This is a genomic window from Bacillus cereus group sp. BfR-BA-01408 (assembly GCF_022663305.1).
GTDB lineage: Bacteria > Bacillota > Bacilli > Bacillales > Bacillaceae_G > Bacillus_A > Bacillus_A pacificus.
This window is the reverse complement of record NZ_JAKUFF010000006.1, coordinates 70,979-91,275: the sequence shown is the minus strand read 5'-3', so window position 1 is coordinate 91,275 and position 20,297 is coordinate 70,979. Positions and strand designations below refer to the sequence as shown.

The following is a 20,297-nucleotide window of genomic DNA, read 5'->3' as shown; positions in this document are numbered from 1 at the left end:
GACTCCTCCTCTACTCTTTATCTTGCATTTGACTTTGCGCTTTCATAAGCGCAGCTTGCTTCTTGTCAGCTTCAATTTCAGAAATGATAATACCGAACTTCTCGTCCATTACGATCGCTTCTCCAATGCCAACTTTCATATTACTTAAATACACATCTACTTTATGTCCTAAGTTTTTCTCTACTTCCAGAACATCGCCCACTTTTAACTGTTTCACATCACCGAGCGTAATAGATGTTTTCCCAAGCTTTACACCAAGTTCAATCGAAATATCTGAAACAGTATCAATATGTGCTTTACTAGTTTCATTTCGCTTTCCTGCAAATTCTTCTAACCCCATTAATGACACAGGAGATACTTCATGCTTCATATGGATCCTCCTACTCTACAAAACTTTTAAATAAGAGCGCCTTACGCGTTCCATCTTTTCCAATAAAACAATTAAATTTATGCTTTCCATCTACAAAACCAAGCAATTCATCCGAAACTTTCGTATGGAGCGGAATAATATCGCCTTCTTCAATTTGTTCAATCTCGCCCATCGTCATCTTCTGCTCACCAATCGCAACGTGAACTGGTTTATACACTTGATTTACTTTCACTTCCACTTCAGACGTATACTTCTTACGTTTATCTGAAGAATGTTCAACAATATTTTCAGACGTTAACTTATCCATAATTTCTTCAACAGATAAGAACGGAATCCCAATACGAACTGTCGTATTCCAAAAATCCGTTTTCATATTTACGTTCAGTAATGAAATAATATCACTCGCTGTCGTAATCTTAAGTGCATTCGGATCTGTCTCTGTCGTTACAAATGTCGGTTTAATCGCCACAACACTTTCAAATGATTGCTCTAAATTTTTGCATAGAAGCGCAAATATATTATCAAGTGTTAAAAACTCGAACGCAGTTAATGGTCTACGCATCGTAAAATTACGTTTACTATCTCCGCCAAGCCAGCACTCATGAATGTAAATAACAAATGCTAAATCAATCTCAATAACAATTTCTCCAAGCTCTGGAAGCCCGAGATCAATGACGCAATATAAATAATAATCTTTCGGCATTTTCTCCACGTATTCACTTGTAAATGGAACTTGCTCCACTGTCGAAGGCTCTAAGTCAATCGGAATACGCATACGCGCTGACAACGTCTGTGACGTCTGTTTTCCAAACGTCGAAGCAATCGCTTGCAAACTACGTAAATGTTCAACACCGAACTTCTCTGGTCTATTAAAATCATACTCTTGAAATTTATCTTGCTTCCCTGCTTCTTGTGCGAAAGCCGGCATTTCCTCGCCTTCATTTACCGCCTTCAGCAGGGCATCAATTTGCTCTTGGCTTAATTTATCGCCACTCATGAAAATCCCCTTCCCTACCTTTTCAATTCAACGATTTCAACGTACATTTTTCCATTCTTCGTCAAAATCTTTCCGGTCCCAATCTCTTCATTCTCAAGCATAAGACGCACCGTATTTTTCGTTGAATTTTCAAGACGATACAATGTACCTTTCGTAATATGAAGCAGATCTTCAATTTTCTTTTTCGTATTTCCGATTTCAAAATAAATTGTTAACGGAATATCATCTTGTAATTTCAAATCTAGCCAACTCCCATATCATGTTCACGAAAATTTCATGTTCTCTCTATATAATGAAATCTCTTATTTTGAAACGTCGATATTTAATATTTTTTTAATATATCCTTGCGTTTCTTTAAATGGAGGTACGCCTCCGTACTTTCTCACATTACCAGGACCAGCATTATAAGAAGCAAGCGCCAATACTAAGTCACCGTTATTTTTCTTTAAATAACCGCTTAACTCTTTCACACCGCCTTCAATACTTTCAGCTGGTGAAAATGGATTTTTTATACCCATCTCTTTTACATTCGCCGGCATAAGCTGCATAAGGCCCATCGCCCCTGCATGCGACACCGTTTTCGGATTAAAATCAGACTCTACTTCAATCATTTTTTGAATTAACGTTTTCGGAATTCCGTATGTACGACTTACTCTATCTATAATATCCTCATACTTCCCTTCATTTGAAGAACGTATTTTTTGAATATTATACTTCTTCGTTAATCCCCACGTATCAACAGCCTCATTTTTCGTTTCCGGGAAACGTCGTTCAAACTCTTTTTGCGCGACTTGCACGTCATCAACTTTCTTCGTTTCAGGCTTTTCTTCCGGCTTACTTACTTCCTCTACTTTATGAATAGATGCTTCCGGTTTATTCACAACCGCTTCTATTTTCGTAGATTGTACCGGCTGACTCATATCTTCTACTTTAGCCGGCTGCGTAGTAGCCTTCGTCTCCTTCATAGGTTCGCTCTGCAACTTTTCTTGAAAGCGACTACTAACAAAAGCCTCCGGACTACTTAACTTTTGCTGAAACTGTCCTTTTTTATATGCAAGTACTTCTTTTACTATATTTCCAATTACCATAATATCACCTTTTCGGTAAACAAAGATAATCTAATATTAGAGTTTTTTCGTAAAGTTTGCAATAATCCTTTGCAATTATATTGTAATAAAAAAACGACTAAATTGTTAAACTGTTATTTTTTTATATTTATTAATTCAAATTTTCAGTTGACACTTGATATAGCAAGGCTTAAAATAAATTCGAAATCGATTTTTTCGCATATTACCGTTTTTCAATTTGCAGAAAAGTCAATATAAAAAAATGGGGGTTCTTTAACATGAGAATTAATACAAACATTAATAGCATGCGTACGCAAGAATACATGCGCCAAAACCAAGACAAAATGAACGTTTCTATGAACCGTTTATCAAGCGGTAAACGCATTAACAGCGCAGCTGACGATGCGGCTGGGCTTGCAATCGCTACTCGTATGCGTTCAAAAGAAAACGGATTAGGTGTTGCATCTCGTAACACTCAAGACGGTATCTCTATGATCCGTACAGCTGATTCAGCAATGAACTCTGTATCAAACATCTTACTTCGTATGCGTGACCTTGCAGTACAATCTGCGAATGGTACAAACACAAACGAAAACCGTGGTGCGTTACAAAAAGAATTTACTCAACTAAGAGAACAAATCGATTATATCGCGCAAAACACTCAATTTAACGGAAAAACTCTATTAAATGGTGACAATACTTCTGTTAAAATCCATAGCTTCGATGACGGTCAAGTTACTACAGCAGCACCTGTTCAAAAAGCAGCTGAAGGTACAGGAACTGAAGGTACAGGAACTGAAGGTACAGGAACTGAAGGTACAGGAACTGAAGGTACTACAAAAACTAGTGGAACTATCGATATTAAATTAGCAAATGTTTCAAGTACTACTCTAAAAGGCAACGAAAAGACTCTAGCCTCACTTTCTATTTCAAATGAAACAGTTGGAGCAGCAAAAGCAGCTACAAAAGGGGCTGAAGGCGCAGGAGAAGATGATACTCAAGCAATTCAAAACGCTAACGAAGCAATTAAAGCTATCGATGGCATGATTGCATCTATCGCAGGTAGCCGTGCTGACCTAGGTGCTACATTAAACCGTCTTGACTTCAACGTAGAAAGCTTAAATAACCAAGCTTCTAACATGGCAGCTTCAGCTTCTCAAATCGAAGACGCTGACATGGCGAAAGAAATGTCTGAAATGACTAAGTTCAAAATCTTGAACGAAGCTGGAATCAGCATGCTTTCTCAAGCAAACCAAACTCCACAAATGGTTTCTAAATTATTACAATAAGCCATTTGAGTTATTTTCAAAAATAAACCTCTCTGTTTGCGGAGAGGTTTATTTTTTCTATATAGATAGATTATTTATAAAAACTTCTTTTTTATGTGAAAGAGAATATCCACGATATGCAGAAGCCGTCATTGCTTATCTTGATTCCCTTTTATGTTAAAACACAAACAGCAAGCCTTTTATCTTTTCATGACCGTTTATTAGCTTTAGAACACTAACTATATCAATCTATAAGGAGTGTCTATTATGCGTATTGGTACGAATGTTTTAAGTATGAATGCTAGGCAGTCGTTGTATGAGAATGAGAAGCGTATGAATGTTGCGATGGAGCATTTGGCGACTGGTAAGAAGTTAAATAACGCTTCTGATAATCCAGCTAATATTGCGATTGTGACTCGTATGCATGCGAGAGCGAGTGGTATGCGCGTGGCAATTCGAAATAATGAGGATGCGATATCGATGCTTCGTACAGCGGAAGCAGCACTTCAAACTGTGACGAATGTTTTACAGCGTATGCGTGATGTAGCTGTTCAATCTGCAAATGGTACAAATTCAAATAAAAACCGTGATTCACTAAATAAAGAGTTTCAATCTCTAGCAGAACAAATTGGCTATATTGATGAGACGACTGCGTTTAATGATTTATCCGTATTTGACGGTCAAAACCGGACTGTTACGTTAGATGATATTGGTCATACAGTAAATGTAACGAAACATATTCCCCCTTCTCCTACACAACATGACATCAACATTTCAACAGAACAAGAAGCAAGAGCGGCGATTCGTAAAATTGAAGAAGCTTTACAAAATGTATCACTTCACCGTGCCGATCTCGGGGCTATGATCAACCGACTGCAATTTAATATCGAAAATTTAAATAGCCAAAGTACAGCGTTAACAGATGCTGCTTCTCAAATTGAAGATGCGGATATGGCGCAAGAGATGAGTGATTTTTTAAAGTTTAAATTGCTAACCGAAGTTGCGCTTAGTATGGTTTCACAAGCAAATCAAATTCCGCAAATGGTTTCTAAATTACTGCAATTATAATTGTCTTTCCACTCTTTAAAACGATTCCATACAAAATAAAAGGGAAATACATATACACTATGTATTTCCCTTTTATTTTGTACCCAATACTTTTATGGCGCTACCGTCATAACTTGTCCTCTACGGTCGATCCTTATTTTCATTTTTCCGTCTTGTGGATTATATAAACCTAGCTTATTTAATTCTATTTTGCATTCTTGTACGAAGGTTGGTAATTTACGAATTTGATTGACATCCGAACTTTTAATAAAACTAATTAAATGTTGCGTCATATCTTTCACATCTTGCACGAGTTCTTCTTTTTCTCGTTTTAACCTTTCGTTTTCCAATTGTAGCGCACGCAATTCACTTTCTAGACTACTTCTATTAGACTCTTCTTTAAAATGCCCTGCGGCCATGCTAGAAAGCTTATAAATACCTTCCATAAACTGATGCAGTTCATCTTCTTTTCTTTCACTATGTTGACTAATTGTCTCAAAGTTATCAACGATACCCGATATAACTGTTACGAGGCTTTTTTCACTCTCTTTATGCTGGATTTCCTCTTTTAATACTTGGTTGTTTTCTTTTTTCGTTGCAACATTTGCTTCTTTTACAGGTATATATTTTCGCTTTCGTCCAGGTTTTTGTTTTTCGATATTTTCAAACGGTATTTCACGTTTTTTTAATTTGTAATACGTATTTTGTAATTGACTTTCTGTTTTCGGGAAAAGATTTAGTTCATTTTTACTAACATATTTTGAAATATTAATAATGTTTAAACCGTGACGTTGGCAAAATTGATACACTTCATACAGTAACTCTAGTTCAGACTTGAGCCATGTGATCGTTGATTTTTCATATGCTCGCATCCCGCCATGTTTTTCTATATCTATTTGAAATAATACCATTCTATTATATAAATCAACTAGTTCTTCATATTTTACTTGGAATTGTTTTTCTATTTTTTTAAATTCCGCTTCTAGTTGCATATCGTTCATTTTATTATTTGACATGTTTTGTAAGAGACTTAATACATTGATTGCTGTGTGGTGATACATAATCTGTGCCACTCCCCCTCATCCTTTCACAATTCTCATCTGACTCCCATGTCTTTTTAGAAAATAGAAATTTTTTCATATCCATATTATAACATTTCGAAATTGTCTGTCAAATAATAAACATACAAAAATGTATAGAAAGTATAGAAATAGAAAAAGATTTTTTCATTAATATGCATAATTGCATATTAATCACTTTTAATTATATTATATGGTATTTAGAATGTAATTTCACCGAAAAAATTTGCGTTATCACGAAATATTACTAAAAAAATCCAAAGATACATTTTTATATTTTCAAATCAAAAATCTTCAAATGAAGATTTTTCATACATACAACCACAAACACCCCATCTTTCCACCTATACAGAGTATAAAACACTAAAAAGGAACTAACCAATACTACACACGGTTAGTTCCCTTCTCTCCACTAAAAGAATAGAGTTATAAGTAGAATCTACAAATCTTCAATTAAAACCTCACATCGCGTGTGGCTTAACCGCCACCACCACTCTCACTGCCCCACTTCTTCCACTTACCTAAAAAAACCCGCTACATATCTCTGGTCTTAACATGGCATAGGGCTCTATTAGGCACTAACCGCTGCCACACATGGCTAAAGCTTCTATTCAAGCAAAAAAGTGCTTTTAAAAATCTTTTACAACACTAACTTATCTACTAAACCGATTAACTCTTGAATATCTGGCTTACTTACTTGCGCATTTGCCCCTACCGCTTCGCCTTTATGGAATAATTCATTTGTAATTAAGGAAGAGAAAATAACGACTGGTAAACGATTCATGATTTCACTATCTTTAATTACTTTCGTTAAATGGTGTCCATCCATTTTCGGCATTTCAATATCCGTAATTAACATGTGAATATGTTCAAACATTTTTTCTCCTTGCTCTTTCGCTAGCTTTTCAATTTGCGCTAACGCTTCTGCACCATTGCTAAAGAAGTTCATTTTCGTATATCCAGCTGATGATAATGTTTCTTCTAATATTTGACGAAGCATTGCTGAATCTTCCGCAATATAAATAATTTTTTCACCGCGATCTGTTTTTTGTTCTAATTTTGAAAGTGATTTATTATCATAACCAGTACCGCTAATTTCACATACAATTTTCTCGTAATCTAATAGTAAGATGATTTTTCCATCTAGTTTTACAATACCAGATGTCGTTTCTTCTAATCCCATAGATAATGAAGCTGGTTCATCAATTTGCTCCCAAGAAATACGTTGAATACGATGCACTTCATCCACGCGGAAAATAACTTTCATTTGGTTTAATTCTGAAATGATAAATTTCGTTTGATCAAGTGGCTTTGTCGATTTTAAATTAAGAGCTGTCGCTAAGTTAATAACTGGTAAAATTTCACCGCGTACTTGAACAACACCTTCAACTGCATGATGAGATTCTGGCACAGTTGTAACAGGGAATGGATTAATGATTTCACGTACTTTCATTACGTTAATACTAAATAGGTTTTCACCAACAGTATATGTAACAATCTCTAATTCATTTGTTCCGCTTTCTAATAAAATACTTTGTGCTTGTGACATAAAGGTGTCGCTCCCCTTTCATTATTTCCGTATATCTAATTATTAAGCTTTATTAAAACGAAAAAGTCAACTACCTATATAAAAAATATAGATAGTCGAACGATTCATTTCTTTATTTAAAAAGGTGATTACTCTTGTATAAACGAAGAAAGTGCTTCTAATAACACTTCTTGCGCTCCTACAATTTCTGTCGGCATTGCTTCCCATTTTTTCGAAAGCTCTGTTTCGACTCTTATTCTTAACTCGGTATTCATTACTTCTAGCACATATTCTTTCGTTGCTATATCAACATCCAGTAGCGCAAGTGCATATAGTTCCGGATCATTTATTTTTTCAAATAATCGTTTTAATACTGCCGGTGCTATATGTTTTAATTTTTCAATATGAATCTCTTTATCTGAAAATAGCAACTCATATTGAATGAAAGTAACATTTTCTTTAATAACTTTAAAATAGCAATTATTTTTTTTATCATTTACAAAATAACCGTTAGGATCTGCAATAATACTCTCTACTTTACGAATTAAATCTGGCAAACTACTCGCTGTCATTACAGTCCGCTGCTCAACCTCACTCGGCGAAATGAATGTAACGCGATACTTATTCTGCGCCATCCTCCTCACCTCTCCTTTTATAAAAATCTATCATCATTAACGATCCAAAAGGTACTGGTCTACCATGAAATGATTATCTTTTCCCAAAACCACCCAGTACCTCTCATATCTCTGGTCTTACAACTACGTACAGATTATAGCTGTTATCTACACTTCGTTTATCTCTTCTTCGGCTACCCTAGTAACTCTCCATATCTCTGGTCTTACACACCGGTCGAGACACTATTAGGCACTGACCGCCACCACACATCGCCAGTTCCTCTCTCAAAACCTAAAAAAAGAGCTTTTAAAATCTTTTAAGATCTTTTCAGTAACTCGATGTTATTAAACCAAAACGCAATTTGCTGATCCGTTATCCCTGATAACGTAACAAAAAACTCACGGCACTTCATCTCATCTTTAAACAGTTGATACTTCCACTCGCCCTCACTACCAACACTTACGAAATAAAATTCATGAATACGGCCAATGATTGCTTGTTTTTCACCAAATGAATAGGGAGGCACTTGCTTAATTTCAAATTGATCTGGTAAATATACATGCTCTTCTCGTTCCATTTTTAACACTTGCTCTGCAAGGTCACGTTTATTTTCGAAAAAAGGCAATTGTAAAATTCGTTCTTGTCTTGTCATACGAATAAAAAACCCTTTCTACTACATTACAATTTTTCTTTATTATATATTATCGAATTAAGTTTACAACTTCGTTTAATACTTCATCTGAAATTTTAATTACTTTCGCATTTCCTTGGAATCCACGTTGGTATAACATTAAGTCAACGAATTCTACAGATAAATCTACGTTTGCACCTTCTTGTGCACTACCACGTACTTTTCCTGCACCATTTTGACCAGATACACCCATTGCTAAAATACCAGTTGTATTCGTCGCTGTATAGTTACCATTACCAGTTTTCATTAAGCCGCCTTCGTTCGGGAACATTGCAACAGCTAATTGACCCGCAGCTTTCATACTTCCATCCGAGTATTTTACCATCACATATCCACCGTCAGCAATAAAGCAATCTTTTACAGTCGCTGCTGCTCTACCATCTACATCTGTTACTGCTAATGTTTTCTCTGTCGGGTGGTTTGTTAATTTACTAAAATCTATTTTTACTGTTCCACCATTAAAGGGAATATTCGCTTCAGGGTTTACCGGATCCGGCTTCCCTACCGCATCGAATTTCACCTCACCACCTGCGCCATTAACCTCGTTAAACGCTGTTTCTTTTTTCGATTCGTTACGCATATATACTTTATATTTATAATTATGTTCACCATCTTGTTTAAACTCCACGCGCATTGTCCATGTATTACCGGCATTATCGTATACAGGCAATTCTTGCGTAATCTGTTTTGCATCTGCTGGAATGTTCCCTCCAACGACTCCTTTTGACGTTCGAATACCACCGATTGCTGATCCCATTGGAACTTGCAATGGTCCTGGGATACCAGATAAATCAACATTACCAGTTGATGGATCTGCTGGATAAGCGAATACATATTGCCCTTCCGTATTCGTAATATAGTAATCTGAAGATATTGTAAATGTTCCTTTACGTGTAAATTCCATATTTCCAGCTTTTGAATCACCTACAACGAAGAAACCATTACCTTCCATTGCCGCTTGTGTTTTACCACCAGTTAACGTAATTGTACCATCGGTATAATCCGTCACCGTTCCGCTCATTTTCACACCGTTACCAATACTTTTCGGGTTCGTCCCTGCGTATCTATCGTCGCCTTTCGCACCAATTGAATTGTTGTACAGTAAATCATCGAACATAGCTTTTTGTTTTTTATAACCAACCGTTTGTGCATTGGCGATATTATTTGAAGTTACACTTAATGCATTTTGTGTTGCATTCATTCCTGTAATACTTGTATATAACGCTTTAATCATAATATATGGACACTCCTTATGAATTTGTAGTTTTTTCTTCTTCCGCTACTTTTTGATCGTCTTTCTTCGCATCTTCTGGATTCGTTTCTCCAATTGGTTTATCAGACACTCTCTCAACGAAACGAAGGGATACAATTTTATTATCAATAACGAGCTGTACATCGTTATTTTCTGCAAGGCGAACTGTCTCTACTTGACCAGTTACTTTTTTACCGTCACCGTCAATACCTCTTACGTACTTCCCTAAAAACTTCATTCCACCATCAAGCGCTGTCGAATACATTGTCGTTCTTAAAGAGTCAACTGCCTTTGTCATATTCTGCACTTGTTCCATAAGAGATAACTGCGCTGTTTGGTTCATCATTTGATTCATATCCATCGCATTAAATGGATCTTGGTGCTGGAAACTCGATAAAAACAATTTCAGAAAATCATCTTTTCCCATTACTCCAGGAGTTTTTTGTTCTCCTGCTGATACTCCATTCATTTGCCCTACTGCCGGTTGTGCACCGTTAACAGGTGCGTTCCTATTCTGCGCTCCTGCTTGCAACGGAATATGATTTGTACTCGTTGTATTTAATCCAACTGTTGGCACGCTTTATTCCTCCAATAATCCCGCAAATTCTTTTGATTCTTGTTTCTCATGTTTCGTACTTGCTAATTGCTGCTTTTGCCTTTGCTCTTGTTCTCGCTGTTCTTTACGATTTTCATCTTTATCTGAATAGCTAATTTGAATATTGATTTCTTTTTCTTTTAACTTCAGTCTCAATTCATCAAAAATGATTTCAACACGTTTCTTCGCATCGTGTTTTTCCATTTCCACATGAACATCAATTTGATCTCCATGTTTTTTCATAAACACTGTTAATGTACCAAGTTTTTCTGGATTTAACTGGAATAACACACGTTCTTGTTTCACTACAAACTTTTGCAAGGCTTCTACTTGTGCTTCCATTTTCTTTCCTAAGTCAGGCAATGAAACTTTCTCAGCGCCACTATTGGATTTTCCTATTTGATCAGTACTCGTCGCTTTATTTAATAACTCCGCACCGGCAGAATTCGAATCGTTGAATACATCACCTTCTGGCAACTCTACCTTGACATCTTCACTCTCAGCTTTCGGAAAATCTACATCTAAGTCTTTGAATTCTTCTTGTTTTTTTGCAATATTACAAGTTTCTTTTTCTACAACGTTCAATATTTGCATCATTTGCTCTGGCATCTTCACTTTGTCTAAAACCATTTGCATTGTATCTTCTAAACATATAGCATTTTTGATATTCATATTGGAAAGAAGTTCTTGTAATTGTTGTAATTCACCTGCAGGTAATTCGTTAAGTTTTATATTTCCATATTCTTTATATAGCTCTTGTATTTTTTGTATGTATTGATATAACAATTCTGGCTGCACGCGTAATTGCTCAATTGCAACCATTTGCTCAGATACAGCTAACAATAACTGTTCTGTCTCTTTTTTTTCTTCTTTCTTTACACTTGGCTCTTCTTTCGTTTCCGGTTTTTTAGAAAGAATGTTTTCTTTTCTATCTTCTGGTGCATCTTCTCGCTTTGTTTTCTCCGTTTTCGGCTGCTTTTTGTTTTCCATTCTCATCGCATGATCGAATGAAGAATCTTCACTTTTAGATTGTACTTCTAGCCCTTTTTCTTTTTGCGGAGGTAAACTTTGTTGCACCGGTAATACAGACTGTATCACTACATTCACCTCATCCATTCATACACATTTTCAAATCAAGAAGCATTTTTTCTTCCTGCTTTTCTCGTATTTTCGCAAGCTTTCTACAATCTTCTTGATACATCTCATCAATGACACGTTCTTTTTCTTTTACTTGTTCTAAAAGGCTTTCATTTTTTTGAATAAAATCTTCCGTTTTTTTAATTTTCCGATTCCATTCTTCTATTCTTTCAGGTGAAAACGTATGTGACGAAAGCATGCCAGCCATAATACGCTGTCCAGTTTGTACGACTTTACTACGCGATTTTACAACATATAAATCATATTCTTTTTTTTGTTCTATTTTTCTTTTTTCAGCTGTTAATTCATACACTTCTTTCAAGATCTGTTCTTTTTCTTGATTTATTTGCAATTTTATCGTATCGTACTGTTGCTTATCCACCTGTTTTTATAGCCCCTTCCTATTATAACGCTCTCTTTTTCTATTATATAGTTTTTTTCCAAAAAAATCTGTGAAATATTAAAAAACAAAAAAATAAGACCTGCATGGCGCAAGGTCTTATACTATATGGTGCATTGCTTCAACAATATCAGCAAATTGGAAACGATCTGATCGACCTTGTTTTAAAAATGTATTTATACCTTCTACTTTATTTTTACATTCAAAAATATAAGCATTTTCTGCATTTTCCTGAATCGTTCCTAATTTAAAATACAATTCATTTTCTTTATAAATAGATAAAATTTTTCTCATTTCATTTGCAAGTTGCCAATGATTTGGTGAAACGATTTCTTCCATAATCCTACTTACTGAGTCTAGCACGGAAATAGCAGGATAATGACTGAGCGTTGCAAGTTCACGTTTTAATACAATATGTCCATCTAAAATACCACGTGCTAAATCTGGTACAGGACCATTTAAATCGTCTCCATCAACGAGTACAGTGTAAATACCTGTTATAGACCCCTTTTGTGTTTTCCCAGATCGCTCTAACAGCTTCTTCATATAACTTTCCATTAAAAGTGTTTTACCACCAATCGGTAACTCTTTAACAGCAATATCAACACTTCTACGCGCATCTGCAAAACGAGTAACAGAGTCCATCATAAGTAGTACGTTATTGCCTTCGTCTCGGAAGTATTCCGCAATAGATGTCGCAAGCTTAGCAGCGCGAAGTTGCATAAGGTGACTTTCATCTGACGTCGCTACAACAACGACGCTTTTCCTCATACCTTCCTCGCCTAATTCTTTTCGAATAAAATCTTTTACTTCTCGGCCACGTTCTCCTACTAAACTAATAACGTTTATATCCGCTTTTGCATTTTTCGCAATCATGCCGAGTAAAGTAGATTTCCCAACACCAGACCCAGCGAAAATACCAATCTTTTGACCGATACCAATTGTTAGCATAGAATCAATGGATTTAATTCCCGTTTCAAATACGTCAGTAATCTCTTCACGTTCAAACGCATGAATAGGCGGAGCATCTAGTTTTATTTTTTGCAGCGGAATGTTTTCAGCGTTCTCATTTAACACTTCGCCATTTGCACTTAACACTTTTCCGAGTAAATGATTACCACGAGGTATAACAACATCTTCTGCAATTAATGTAACGGAATCTCCGTAACATACTTTTTCTGTCTGTTCAAACGGGAGTAACATATTGTTCTCTTTTTCAATTGCAATTACTTCACATAAGACGCTATGTTCTCCAACGAGACAAACATCACCGATTTTCGCCTTCGGTCCCTTCGCTACGAAAAACTGCTCTTGCACACTATGAACTTTACCGACTTTCGTATAAAACGGTGTTTCAATAAATGTATTCCATTTTTGGTTTTCATTCATTAATAGTCGATTCATACATTTTGCTCCTCAAATAACTTCTCTTCTTCCCATTTCTGGCGAAGTTTCGCAAATATGGGTGCAAACTTAAATTCAAAGAACTCTTTCTCCTCTTCTAGAACAAATTCACCGAACTGTAAGGAGAAATCATATTTCCATTCTACTAATTGTAGCAACCAATATTCTTTCGTATTTTCCTTCTCTTCTTGAATACGTTCAAACGTTTCTGGATGTACGGTAATAACTAGTTTTTCAAACGAAGTAGGTAACGTTTGAACGATGCCAGTTAAAATAGGTAACACATCAAGCAATCTAGTATCTACTGCTTGATTCACAATTTTTTCTGCTAGTTGGAAAGATTGATCCCATAATAATTCTGTCCATTCGTATGCAGTTTCTTGTTGCTCTTTTTGAAACTGCTGACGTGCCGATTCTATTTCTTTCATCTGCTGCTGAACGTGCATTTGAAATTGTTCTTGATCATGTAATAGCTGCTGACGCTCTCGTTCTAATATTTGCTGCTCTTGCCTTAGCTGATTTAGTTCAACATGTAACGATTGTTGCTGCGCAAGAAGTTCTTCATGATCTACTTGTATTTCTTCTTCTACGTGAACTGGTATTGGTTTTGGAAATTGTAATTCATACGTTTCTTTAGAAAAAGAAACAGAATTCTTCGGAATTCTGTTTTTAAATAAGGACATCCTCTTCACCTCTTTGAACGATAATTCTTCCTTCTTTCTCTAGCTTTTTCACCGTACCTGTAATCATTTGCTGCGCTTTCTCAGCATCTGTCATCTTAAGTGGTCCTAAGCCATCTAATTCTTCCAGAATCATCTCTTTACGGTTTGAAGACATACATGTAAATAATTTCTCTTTAATTTCTTCTTTTGCAATTTTAAGCGCTTTTGCAATGACACCGTTATCTGTAATTTCCTCTAACACACGGCGAAGCGCAAGATCTTCAAGACCAAGTAAGTCTTCAAAGACAAACATATTTTCTTTAATTCTCTCAGATAACTCATAATCAACTTCATCCAGCTTTTGAAAGACTGTTTTTTCAACGCCTCGTGAAACGTTATTTAAAATGTTCACAATTGTTTTTAAGCCGTCTGTTTTATTGATTGCACTAAATGCCATATTATTTAATTTTGCTTTTAATAGCTCACCAATTTGATTAATGAGTTCACCGTCAACTTGTTCTAGTTTCGCAATACCCATTACCGTTTCTACTCGCTTATGATCTGGCAATCTCTCAATTAATTGAGAAGCAAGTTGCGGTTTAATGTAAGAAGCGATAATTGCAATTGTTTGTGGTGATTCATCATTCAGCACTGTAAGAAGTGGCTCTAAATCTGTAAGTGAATTTAAAAATTCAAATGGATTATCTTTGTTGTACCAAAGGTCTTCCAATAATTTTTCAAGCTCGTCTTCTGGCATATTTTTAAATATGCGACGAATGTACTCTTTATCTGGAGTGACTAAGTTCAATTCTTTTACATTTAGTTCATATAAGAACTCCCCTAGTACATTCTCTAACGTTTCTGGTTTATATACACGAAACTTCGCGATTTCACGAAGCAACACTTCTTTTTCCTCAGCCGTCATATATTCAATGACTTTCGCTGCCACCTCTTCATCTAATGTACGAATGAGGATGGCAGCTTTTTCTTTGGAGGAGATTTCATCTAACATCGTTGTTCCTCCCTTACTGTCCGTTTAACCATTTTTTAATTACTTTTGCAGTACCTTCTACATGTTCTTTCGTAGCATCCTGCACTTGTTCATCTAACGTTGGTTCTTTCGGTTGTTCTGGCTCAGGTTTTGGCTCTGGTACTATTTTCTCTTCAGGAATTTCCATAATACTTTCACTACTTGCAGCAACTTCATCTTCTGCTAAGTATTCTTCATATTCCTCTTCTTCTTTCTTTCTCTTACGTCTTGCTAATAAGAACCATACTAGACCACCAATTGCTAATAGACCAGCTGGAATTCCACCGAATAACCACCAGTTTATACCACTTTCTTCTGGCTCTTTCTTCTTCTCTTCTTTCGGCTGATCAAACTGAACAGTTACAACGTTAACTTGACCATTTGTAAAGTTTCCATTCGGGTCAGCTTGAAGCCCAGCAGCTGTGCCGATTGCTTCTTTGAAAGTTGTCATATCAATTCTTCGTTTTACTAACGTATCATTATCTACCCATACAACAACATTTGTTTTCGTTAACTCTGGGTGTTTCTTAATCGTTTCAACAGTTTTATCTATTTCATAGTTTTCGATTTTGTTACCGTTTTTATTATCGTAGACGATTTTACCATTTTGATTATTGTTCGTACCGTAATTTGGCACTTCACCGTTCGCTGTAATACCAGCGCCTTGCTTCGTATCTGCACCTTCTTGCGCAGTAGAAGTTTCTTCTTGCTCTTGTTTACTACGAAGTACACCTTTATCGCCATATTTTTCAGACTGACGTGTAACTTCATCGTAGTTTACAGATACTTTCGTATTCACTTTATATTCATTTGGTTTAAACATCGTCATTAATGTTGCATCGATATCTTGCTTTAATTTACCTTCAATTTGGTGCTGCATCTCTACTTCTTTCTCATAAGAAGAGGAACTAGTAGCATGTGCTTCATCTGCCCCTTTTGAGATAACACCTTTTTTACTATCAATCACACTTACTTCTTCTGCTTTTACACCAGGAACTGCTGCACTGATCATTTGCTGTATACCCGCAACTTGATCAGCCGTTAATAGTTGACCACGCTTTACACCAACCGTAATTGCAGCTGTTCCTTTTGCTTTTTCTTCATCAAAAATTGTCTCTTTTTCAGGTAATGTAATTTGAACATTTGCCGTTTCAACTGTCGCAAAATTTCTTACAATGTCTTGCTCTAATTGCTTTTTCGTACCGACAATTTGCTTCATTTTTTTATCTTGCTCACTTGAACCGAGCGAGCTTTCTAATAAAATTTCCTCACCGCTTTTTGAGTTAAACGGTAAGCCCATTCCATTCATTTCTTTTCGAACCCATGGAGCATCATTCTTTTGCACACGAATCGAACCATCGGCTGCTAATTGGTAATCGACACCTAGCTTCGATAATTCTGCTGTAATCTCTTGCTTGTCTGCATCATTTAAATTTTGATATACAACAACATATTTATCTGGCAAGGTGAAGTATAAAAGTGCTCCTGTTACAATTGCTAAAAGCGCAGCACCAATGACTAACTTATGCCACGTTTTTAACGATTGGAAAACATTTTTTAACTTTTCCATTTAAACACACCCGTCCATTTTCCTAAATTTGCATATTAATTAGTGACTTATAATTTTCAATAAGATTATCACGTACAAGAGCAGCCGTTTTCATTTGAGACTCAGCCTTCTTTTGCTGAATTAAAACGTCATGTGTTTCTCCTACTCCTTTTGTTAGTAAATCATATACAGCTGTTTGCGCATTGTTTTGTGTTTGATTCATATCTTCCAATAAATCGATAAACTTCTTCCCCTCGACTACAGATGCTTGCGTATTCTTCGGTGCACCAATTGACTGAATCGCGCCAAATGGCTGTGTATGTAACATTGGTTGGATTTTCATCTTCCCCTATTCCCCCTTTATCCTCGGCCGATTTCTAAATCTTTATCCAGCATTTTTTTATTCGCATTTAATACACTTGTATTTGCTTCGTACATTTTTTGAGCAACCATTACATTCGTCATTTCAGCAGTCACATCAACATTCGGATACCGTACATACCCTTCTTCATTTGCATGCGGATGCGTCGGATCATACACTAAGTTTTCAGTTTTGTCTGCCTCAATACTTTTTATTTTCACCCCGTTAGTCGATGCACTGTCTAACATATTCGCAAAACTATTATTTGATTCAAGCACTACACTACGGCGCTCATACAAATCTGCCCCCGGAGCTGCCGTTGTATTGGCATTTACAATATTATTTGAAGTAACTTCCATCCATTTTCTCGCTGTTGTTAGCCCTGATCCACTTGCATTAATTGCCTGAAACATCGTTGTCTCTCCTTCTACTATTAACGTCCGCGAGCTGCTTGGTTAATTGCATATTGTGTATTAATTGCGTTAATTGAAATCCCATACAATTGGTTTGTTTTCATTAAATCTAGCATTTCTGTCGTTACATCCACACTATTTCCATCTTTATTCGTTTGCATTGACTTCGTTTGAATCTTCGCATATGTATTTTTCGTATTTACTGTCGGTAAGTGCATTTCATTCGTTTGATATAAATCTGCATTAGTCTTTAAATCCGCAGTATTACTCTTATATAATGCACTACTTTTATTCATTTGCTCAGCAAATGTAACGTCTTGTGCTTTATAGCCAGGTGTATTCGCATTTGCAATATTACTAGAAACAGTATTTCGTTTCGTCACTAAATAATTCATATAATGGCTTACATCAGTCACTAAATCTGGCATACTCCACACCCTTCCTTTTTAACTTATCATTTTGGCATAATAATCCACTGATGGAAGTTTCACTTCATTATTTAATTTCTTATATGTATTTATTAAAATATTAACTATTATGTACCCTTACATATTTTATTCCATTTTTACATTGTTGTCTTTAGAAAAATACAAAAATATAAAAAAGAATACAAAAAAACTGTATACGCGTAGTAATCTATATAATATTTCAACATATTTACGACTAGCTGCAGATTATTTTTCACATTATTTAGATTACTTCTATTTTTTACAGTCATAAAATGAAACCTCAATCAGCGGAATTCTTCATTTACATGAAGGAATGGATCCCCTTTTAATAAGGGGGATCCGTTTCCACACTTTATAATTAATATTTACCGTAAAATGAATTTGCTTTCATTCGCCCATCATTTGTCATAATCATTTCTTCCAAAATCTTTTGCTTATCTCGAATATGCTGTGCTGCCTTAATAATAAATGGACTTACTTCTGCCGCAACTTGTGCGCGCGTTTCTTCATCCAATGTCATCATCCAGCGATTTAACATCGCGCTCTTCTCAGCAAACTCTTCATCTGACACTTGCAATTCACCGATTTCATTAAAACAACCGACAAATGCTCGATAAATATCATTGTTCATTTTCAAGCGCTCCGCGATAACCGTCTATTAAATCTTGTAACACTTTCACAATCGCATCAATATCTTTCGCTTCACGTGTTACTTTCATCGTTTGAATTTGAACACTAATCCAATCATATAAACCATAAAGACTATCATATAAATCTTTCGTAATCTCAGGGTTTAATTGAAGCTTTAATTCTTCAAAAATACGTTCTAACTTCTCAAGAAGCGCATCTCCCTCTTGTAGTTTAAAAGTATGTAAAAGCTCTTCTAAATTACGAAACTCTACAATGCATCTTTCATAAATAAAAATTGTATTTTTAATCGGATTACTCGTCATAATATCATTTTGCATATAACGTTGCCATGCTTGCATACGATCACTTCCTCAACTTTCATTAATCATCACTTTTTTGTTTTGTCATTGCTTTAATTGTTTTCAGTTGCTGATCTAGCATTGATAACTGCTGTTCTAATTTTGAATATTTATCAATAATGGTCTCTTGTTTTTGTTTATTCAGCTTATCAATAGCATCAATTTTTTTATCTAATTCTTTTATCTGCCCTTCTATACTTTTAGACCTCTGTCCAATTACACCTTCATCGCCTAAAATACCATCTAATTTCTTTTCTATCTCATGCCCCAGCCCATTAAATCCAAAGAAAAACTGTTTTGCAGTTTCTGGACTCTCCTTAAAAGCCTTAGTTAATTTCTCTTCATCAAGAACCATCTTCCCTGTCTTATCAACTTCAATTCCAAATGAAAACATAAATTTATCATCTTGTTTATATCTAAATACACTTGTCATAGTATTACTAATAGAAAATGCAACATTGTTACCTTGCATAGCTCCGTTTTCACCAGCGAACAAATCCAGCGTCGAAACAGCCTTATTGTATTCATCTCTCATTTTCTTTATCATATTAATCGATTCTTTAATGTTTGAATCTTCAATTGTAACTTTAATTGGTTCAGTCGTTTCTTTTTCTAAATTAATAGTTAGCCCTGGAATTGTATCAATTTTATTAGATGAACTACTATCCGCTATACCATTAATTGTATACTGAGCATTTTGGGCTGGTGTCACTTGATTAGCAATTATATTTTTTCCCTCTTTTACTTCTGAAGTTACCAATCCAATATCTTTTAAGAGTCCTCCTTCTCCATCAACTAATTTAATTTCTCCATTTTTACCAGCAGTTGTTGAAGTAAAGAATAATTGTCCACCTAATGAATATACAGACACTCCATAATTTCCATTATTCATTTTATTAACAAAATCCTTATACGTCATATCTTTAGTAAGCTTAACTTCTTTATCATTAATGAGAAATGTAGCATCTTTTCCAATTTTAGAATCTAAATCAATAATATTTTTGGGATTCTCAGGATCTGATTTATCAATGAGCCTAGTTGTAATCTGATGTCTTTCTGCTACTTTGTTAACATTAATTGTATATGTTCCCGCAATTGCCGTAGCATCAGCTTGAACATTAATAAATCCCTCTTTAGAGACTCCAGCTTTTTTCTCATTCCCTTTAAACGCATACATATCCTTGAATACTTGCATAAAACTACCGAATTCTTTTTTCATACTCGCATATATATTTCTTTCAGTAGCTAAAGTTTGTTTTTGATTATTATACGGTGTTTTTTTCATTTCTAAAGCTTGTAACTCTAAATTTACTAGGTTTGAAGTGTCAATTATATTATTACCAAGATTCCATATCTGTTGACGACCGCCTAAATTCGATACTGAAGTTCCCATC

At 35.4% G+C, this 20,297-nt stretch carries 24 protein-coding genes; 2 read left to right on the top strand and 22 right to left on the bottom strand.

Annotated features, from left to right (window positions below; genetic code table 11):
• Nucleotides 1-10: 10 nt before the first annotated feature.
• From fliN to MR083_RS05595, 4 genes are all read right to left on the bottom strand, one after another.
• A complete protein-coding gene (gene fliN, locus MR083_RS05610; protein WP_000680028.1) occupies nt 11-370 on the bottom strand; it encodes a flagellar motor switch protein FliN in 360 nt (119 codons plus the stop codon).
• A 10-nt stretch (nt 371-380) separates the two neighbouring features.
• Entirely contained in the window at nt 381-1,367 is a 987-nt protein-coding gene (gene fliM / locus MR083_RS05605; protein ID WP_000012187.1) for a flagellar motor switch protein FliM, read from the bottom strand.
• Nucleotides 1,368-1,381: 14 nt separating this feature from the next.
• Nucleotides 1,382-1,606: a flagellar motor switch protein FliN gene (locus MR083_RS05600; RefSeq protein WP_000775712.1), complete on the bottom strand. Its 225-nt coding sequence runs from the start codon at nt 1,604-1,606 to the stop codon at nt 1,382-1,384.
• 63 nt (nt 1,607-1,669) lie between these two features.
• The gene (locus tag MR083_RS05595) at nt 1,670-2,455 is read right to left on the bottom strand and encodes a lytic transglycosylase domain-containing protein (protein WP_242268694.1); all 786 of its coding nucleotides are present in this window, start codon (nt 2,453-2,455) and stop codon (nt 1,670-1,672) included.
• A 257-nt stretch (nt 2,456-2,712) separates the two neighbouring features.
• On the opposite strand from MR083_RS05595, the gene MR083_RS05590 reads away from it, so the two are divergent.
• Both MR083_RS05590 and MR083_RS05585 read left to right on the top strand, forming a co-directional pair.
• On the top strand, nt 2,713-3,723 hold the full coding sequence (locus MR083_RS05590) for a flagellin N-terminal helical domain-containing protein (RefSeq protein WP_242268693.1): 1,011 nt from the start codon (nt 2,713-2,715) through the stop codon (nt 3,721-3,723).
• Nucleotides 3,724-3,969: 246 nt separating this feature from the next.
• Entirely contained in the window at nt 3,970-4,770 is an 801-nt protein-coding gene (locus tag MR083_RS05585; RefSeq protein ID WP_242268691.1) for a flagellin N-terminal helical domain-containing protein, read from the top strand.
• 92 nt (nt 4,771-4,862) lie between these two features.
• On the opposite strand, the gene MR083_RS05580 is transcribed toward MR083_RS05585, so the two are convergent.
• The 18 genes from MR083_RS05580 to MR083_RS05495 all read right to left on the bottom strand — a co-directional run bounded on the left by MR083_RS05580 (nt 4,863) and on the right by MR083_RS05495 (nt 20,296).
• Complete coding sequence (locus tag MR083_RS05580; RefSeq protein ID WP_242268714.1) at nt 4,863-5,810, bottom strand: DNA-binding domain-containing protein; 948 nt, start codon at nt 5,808-5,810, stop codon at nt 4,863-4,865.
• A gap of 658 nt (nt 5,811-6,468) precedes the next feature.
• Nucleotides 6,469-7,377, bottom strand: coding sequence for a chemotaxis protein (locus MR083_RS05575; RefSeq protein ID WP_000075952.1), 909 nt, complete (start codon nt 7,375-7,377; stop codon nt 6,469-6,471).
• Between the two features lie 128 nt (nt 7,378-7,505).
• Nucleotides 7,506-7,991, bottom strand: coding sequence for a LysR family transcriptional regulator (locus tag MR083_RS05570; RefSeq protein WP_242268689.1), 486 nt, complete (start codon nt 7,989-7,991; stop codon nt 7,506-7,508).
• Nucleotides 7,992-8,287: 296 nt separating this feature from the next.
• Nucleotides 8,288-8,623, bottom strand: a complete 336-nt coding sequence (locus MR083_RS05565) for a DUF3964 family protein (RefSeq protein ID WP_074568193.1) — start codon at nt 8,621-8,623, stop codon at nt 8,288-8,290.
• Nucleotides 8,624-8,672: 49 nt separating this feature from the next.
• Nucleotides 8,673-9,896 (bottom strand): flagellar hook protein FlgE, encoded by a 1,224-nt coding sequence (locus MR083_RS05560; protein ID WP_000588316.1) that lies wholly within the window; start codon nt 9,894-9,896, stop codon nt 8,673-8,675.
• Between the two features lie 16 nt (nt 9,897-9,912).
• Complete coding sequence (locus MR083_RS05555) at nt 9,913-10,491, bottom strand: flagellar hook assembly protein FlgD (RefSeq protein ID WP_001143467.1); 579 nt, start codon at nt 10,489-10,491, stop codon at nt 9,913-9,915.
• A gap of 3 nt (nt 10,492-10,494) precedes the next feature.
• Nucleotides 10,495-11,607 (bottom strand): flagellar hook-length control protein FliK, encoded by a 1,113-nt coding sequence (locus tag MR083_RS05550; RefSeq protein WP_242268687.1) that lies wholly within the window; start codon nt 11,605-11,607, stop codon nt 10,495-10,497.
• A 10-nt stretch (nt 11,608-11,617) separates the two neighbouring features.
• The gene (locus MR083_RS05545) at nt 11,618-12,028 is read right to left on the bottom strand and encodes a hypothetical protein (protein ID WP_000360871.1); all 411 of its coding nucleotides are present in this window, start codon (nt 12,026-12,028) and stop codon (nt 11,618-11,620) included.
• Nucleotides 12,029-12,145: 117 nt separating this feature from the next.
• Complete coding sequence (locus MR083_RS05540) at nt 12,146-13,450, bottom strand: flagellar protein export ATPase FliI (protein WP_001080960.1); 1,305 nt, start codon at nt 13,448-13,450, stop codon at nt 12,146-12,148.
• Nucleotides 13,447-14,133 (bottom strand): FliH/SctL family protein, encoded by a 687-nt coding sequence (locus MR083_RS05535; protein WP_100633667.1) that lies wholly within the window; start codon nt 14,131-14,133, stop codon nt 13,447-13,449. Before MR083_RS05535 ends, MR083_RS05540 begins: the two co-directional genes overlap by 4 nt.
• Nucleotides 14,120-15,124 carry a flagellar motor switch protein FliG gene (gene fliG / locus MR083_RS05530; RefSeq protein WP_000883351.1) on the bottom strand — a complete coding sequence of 335 codons (1,005 nt, stop codon included), beginning with the start codon at nt 15,122-15,124 and terminating at the stop codon, nt 14,120-14,122. The genes MR083_RS05535 and fliG overlap by 14 nt, the downstream gene beginning before the upstream one ends.
• 13 nt (nt 15,125-15,137) lie before the next feature.
• A complete protein-coding gene (gene fliF, locus MR083_RS05525) occupies nt 15,138-16,712 on the bottom strand; it encodes a flagellar basal-body MS-ring/collar protein FliF (protein ID WP_242268685.1) in 1,575 nt (524 codons plus the stop codon).
• A 22-nt stretch (nt 16,713-16,734) separates the two neighbouring features.
• The gene (fliE, locus tag MR083_RS05520) at nt 16,735-17,034 is read right to left on the bottom strand and encodes a flagellar hook-basal body complex protein FliE (protein WP_000701665.1); all 300 of its coding nucleotides are present in this window, start codon (nt 17,032-17,034) and stop codon (nt 16,735-16,737) included.
• A gap of 17 nt (nt 17,035-17,051) precedes the next feature.
• Complete coding sequence (gene flgC, locus MR083_RS05515) at nt 17,052-17,465, bottom strand: flagellar basal body rod protein FlgC (RefSeq protein WP_242268683.1); 414 nt, start codon at nt 17,463-17,465, stop codon at nt 17,052-17,054.
• Nucleotides 17,466-17,485: 20 nt separating this feature from the next.
• Entirely contained in the window at nt 17,486-17,893 is a 408-nt protein-coding gene (gene flgB / locus MR083_RS05510) for a flagellar basal body rod protein FlgB (protein ID WP_016717066.1), read from the bottom strand.
• A gap of 379 nt (nt 17,894-18,272) precedes the next feature.
• Nucleotides 18,273-18,545 (bottom strand): hypothetical protein, encoded by a 273-nt coding sequence (locus tag MR083_RS05505; protein WP_001058066.1) that lies wholly within the window; start codon nt 18,543-18,545, stop codon nt 18,273-18,275.
• Nucleotides 18,535-18,903, bottom strand: a complete 369-nt coding sequence (locus tag MR083_RS05500; RefSeq protein WP_001149522.1) for a flagellar export chaperone FliS — start codon at nt 18,901-18,903, stop codon at nt 18,535-18,537. Before MR083_RS05500 ends, MR083_RS05505 begins: the two co-directional genes overlap by 11 nt.
• A gap of 22 nt (nt 18,904-18,925) precedes the next feature.
• Nucleotides 18,926-20,296: a flagellar hook-associated protein 2 gene (locus MR083_RS05495; protein ID WP_228919867.1), complete on the bottom strand. Its 1,371-nt coding sequence runs from the start codon at nt 20,294-20,296 to the stop codon at nt 18,926-18,928.
• Nucleotide 20,297 lies beyond the last annotated feature (1 nt).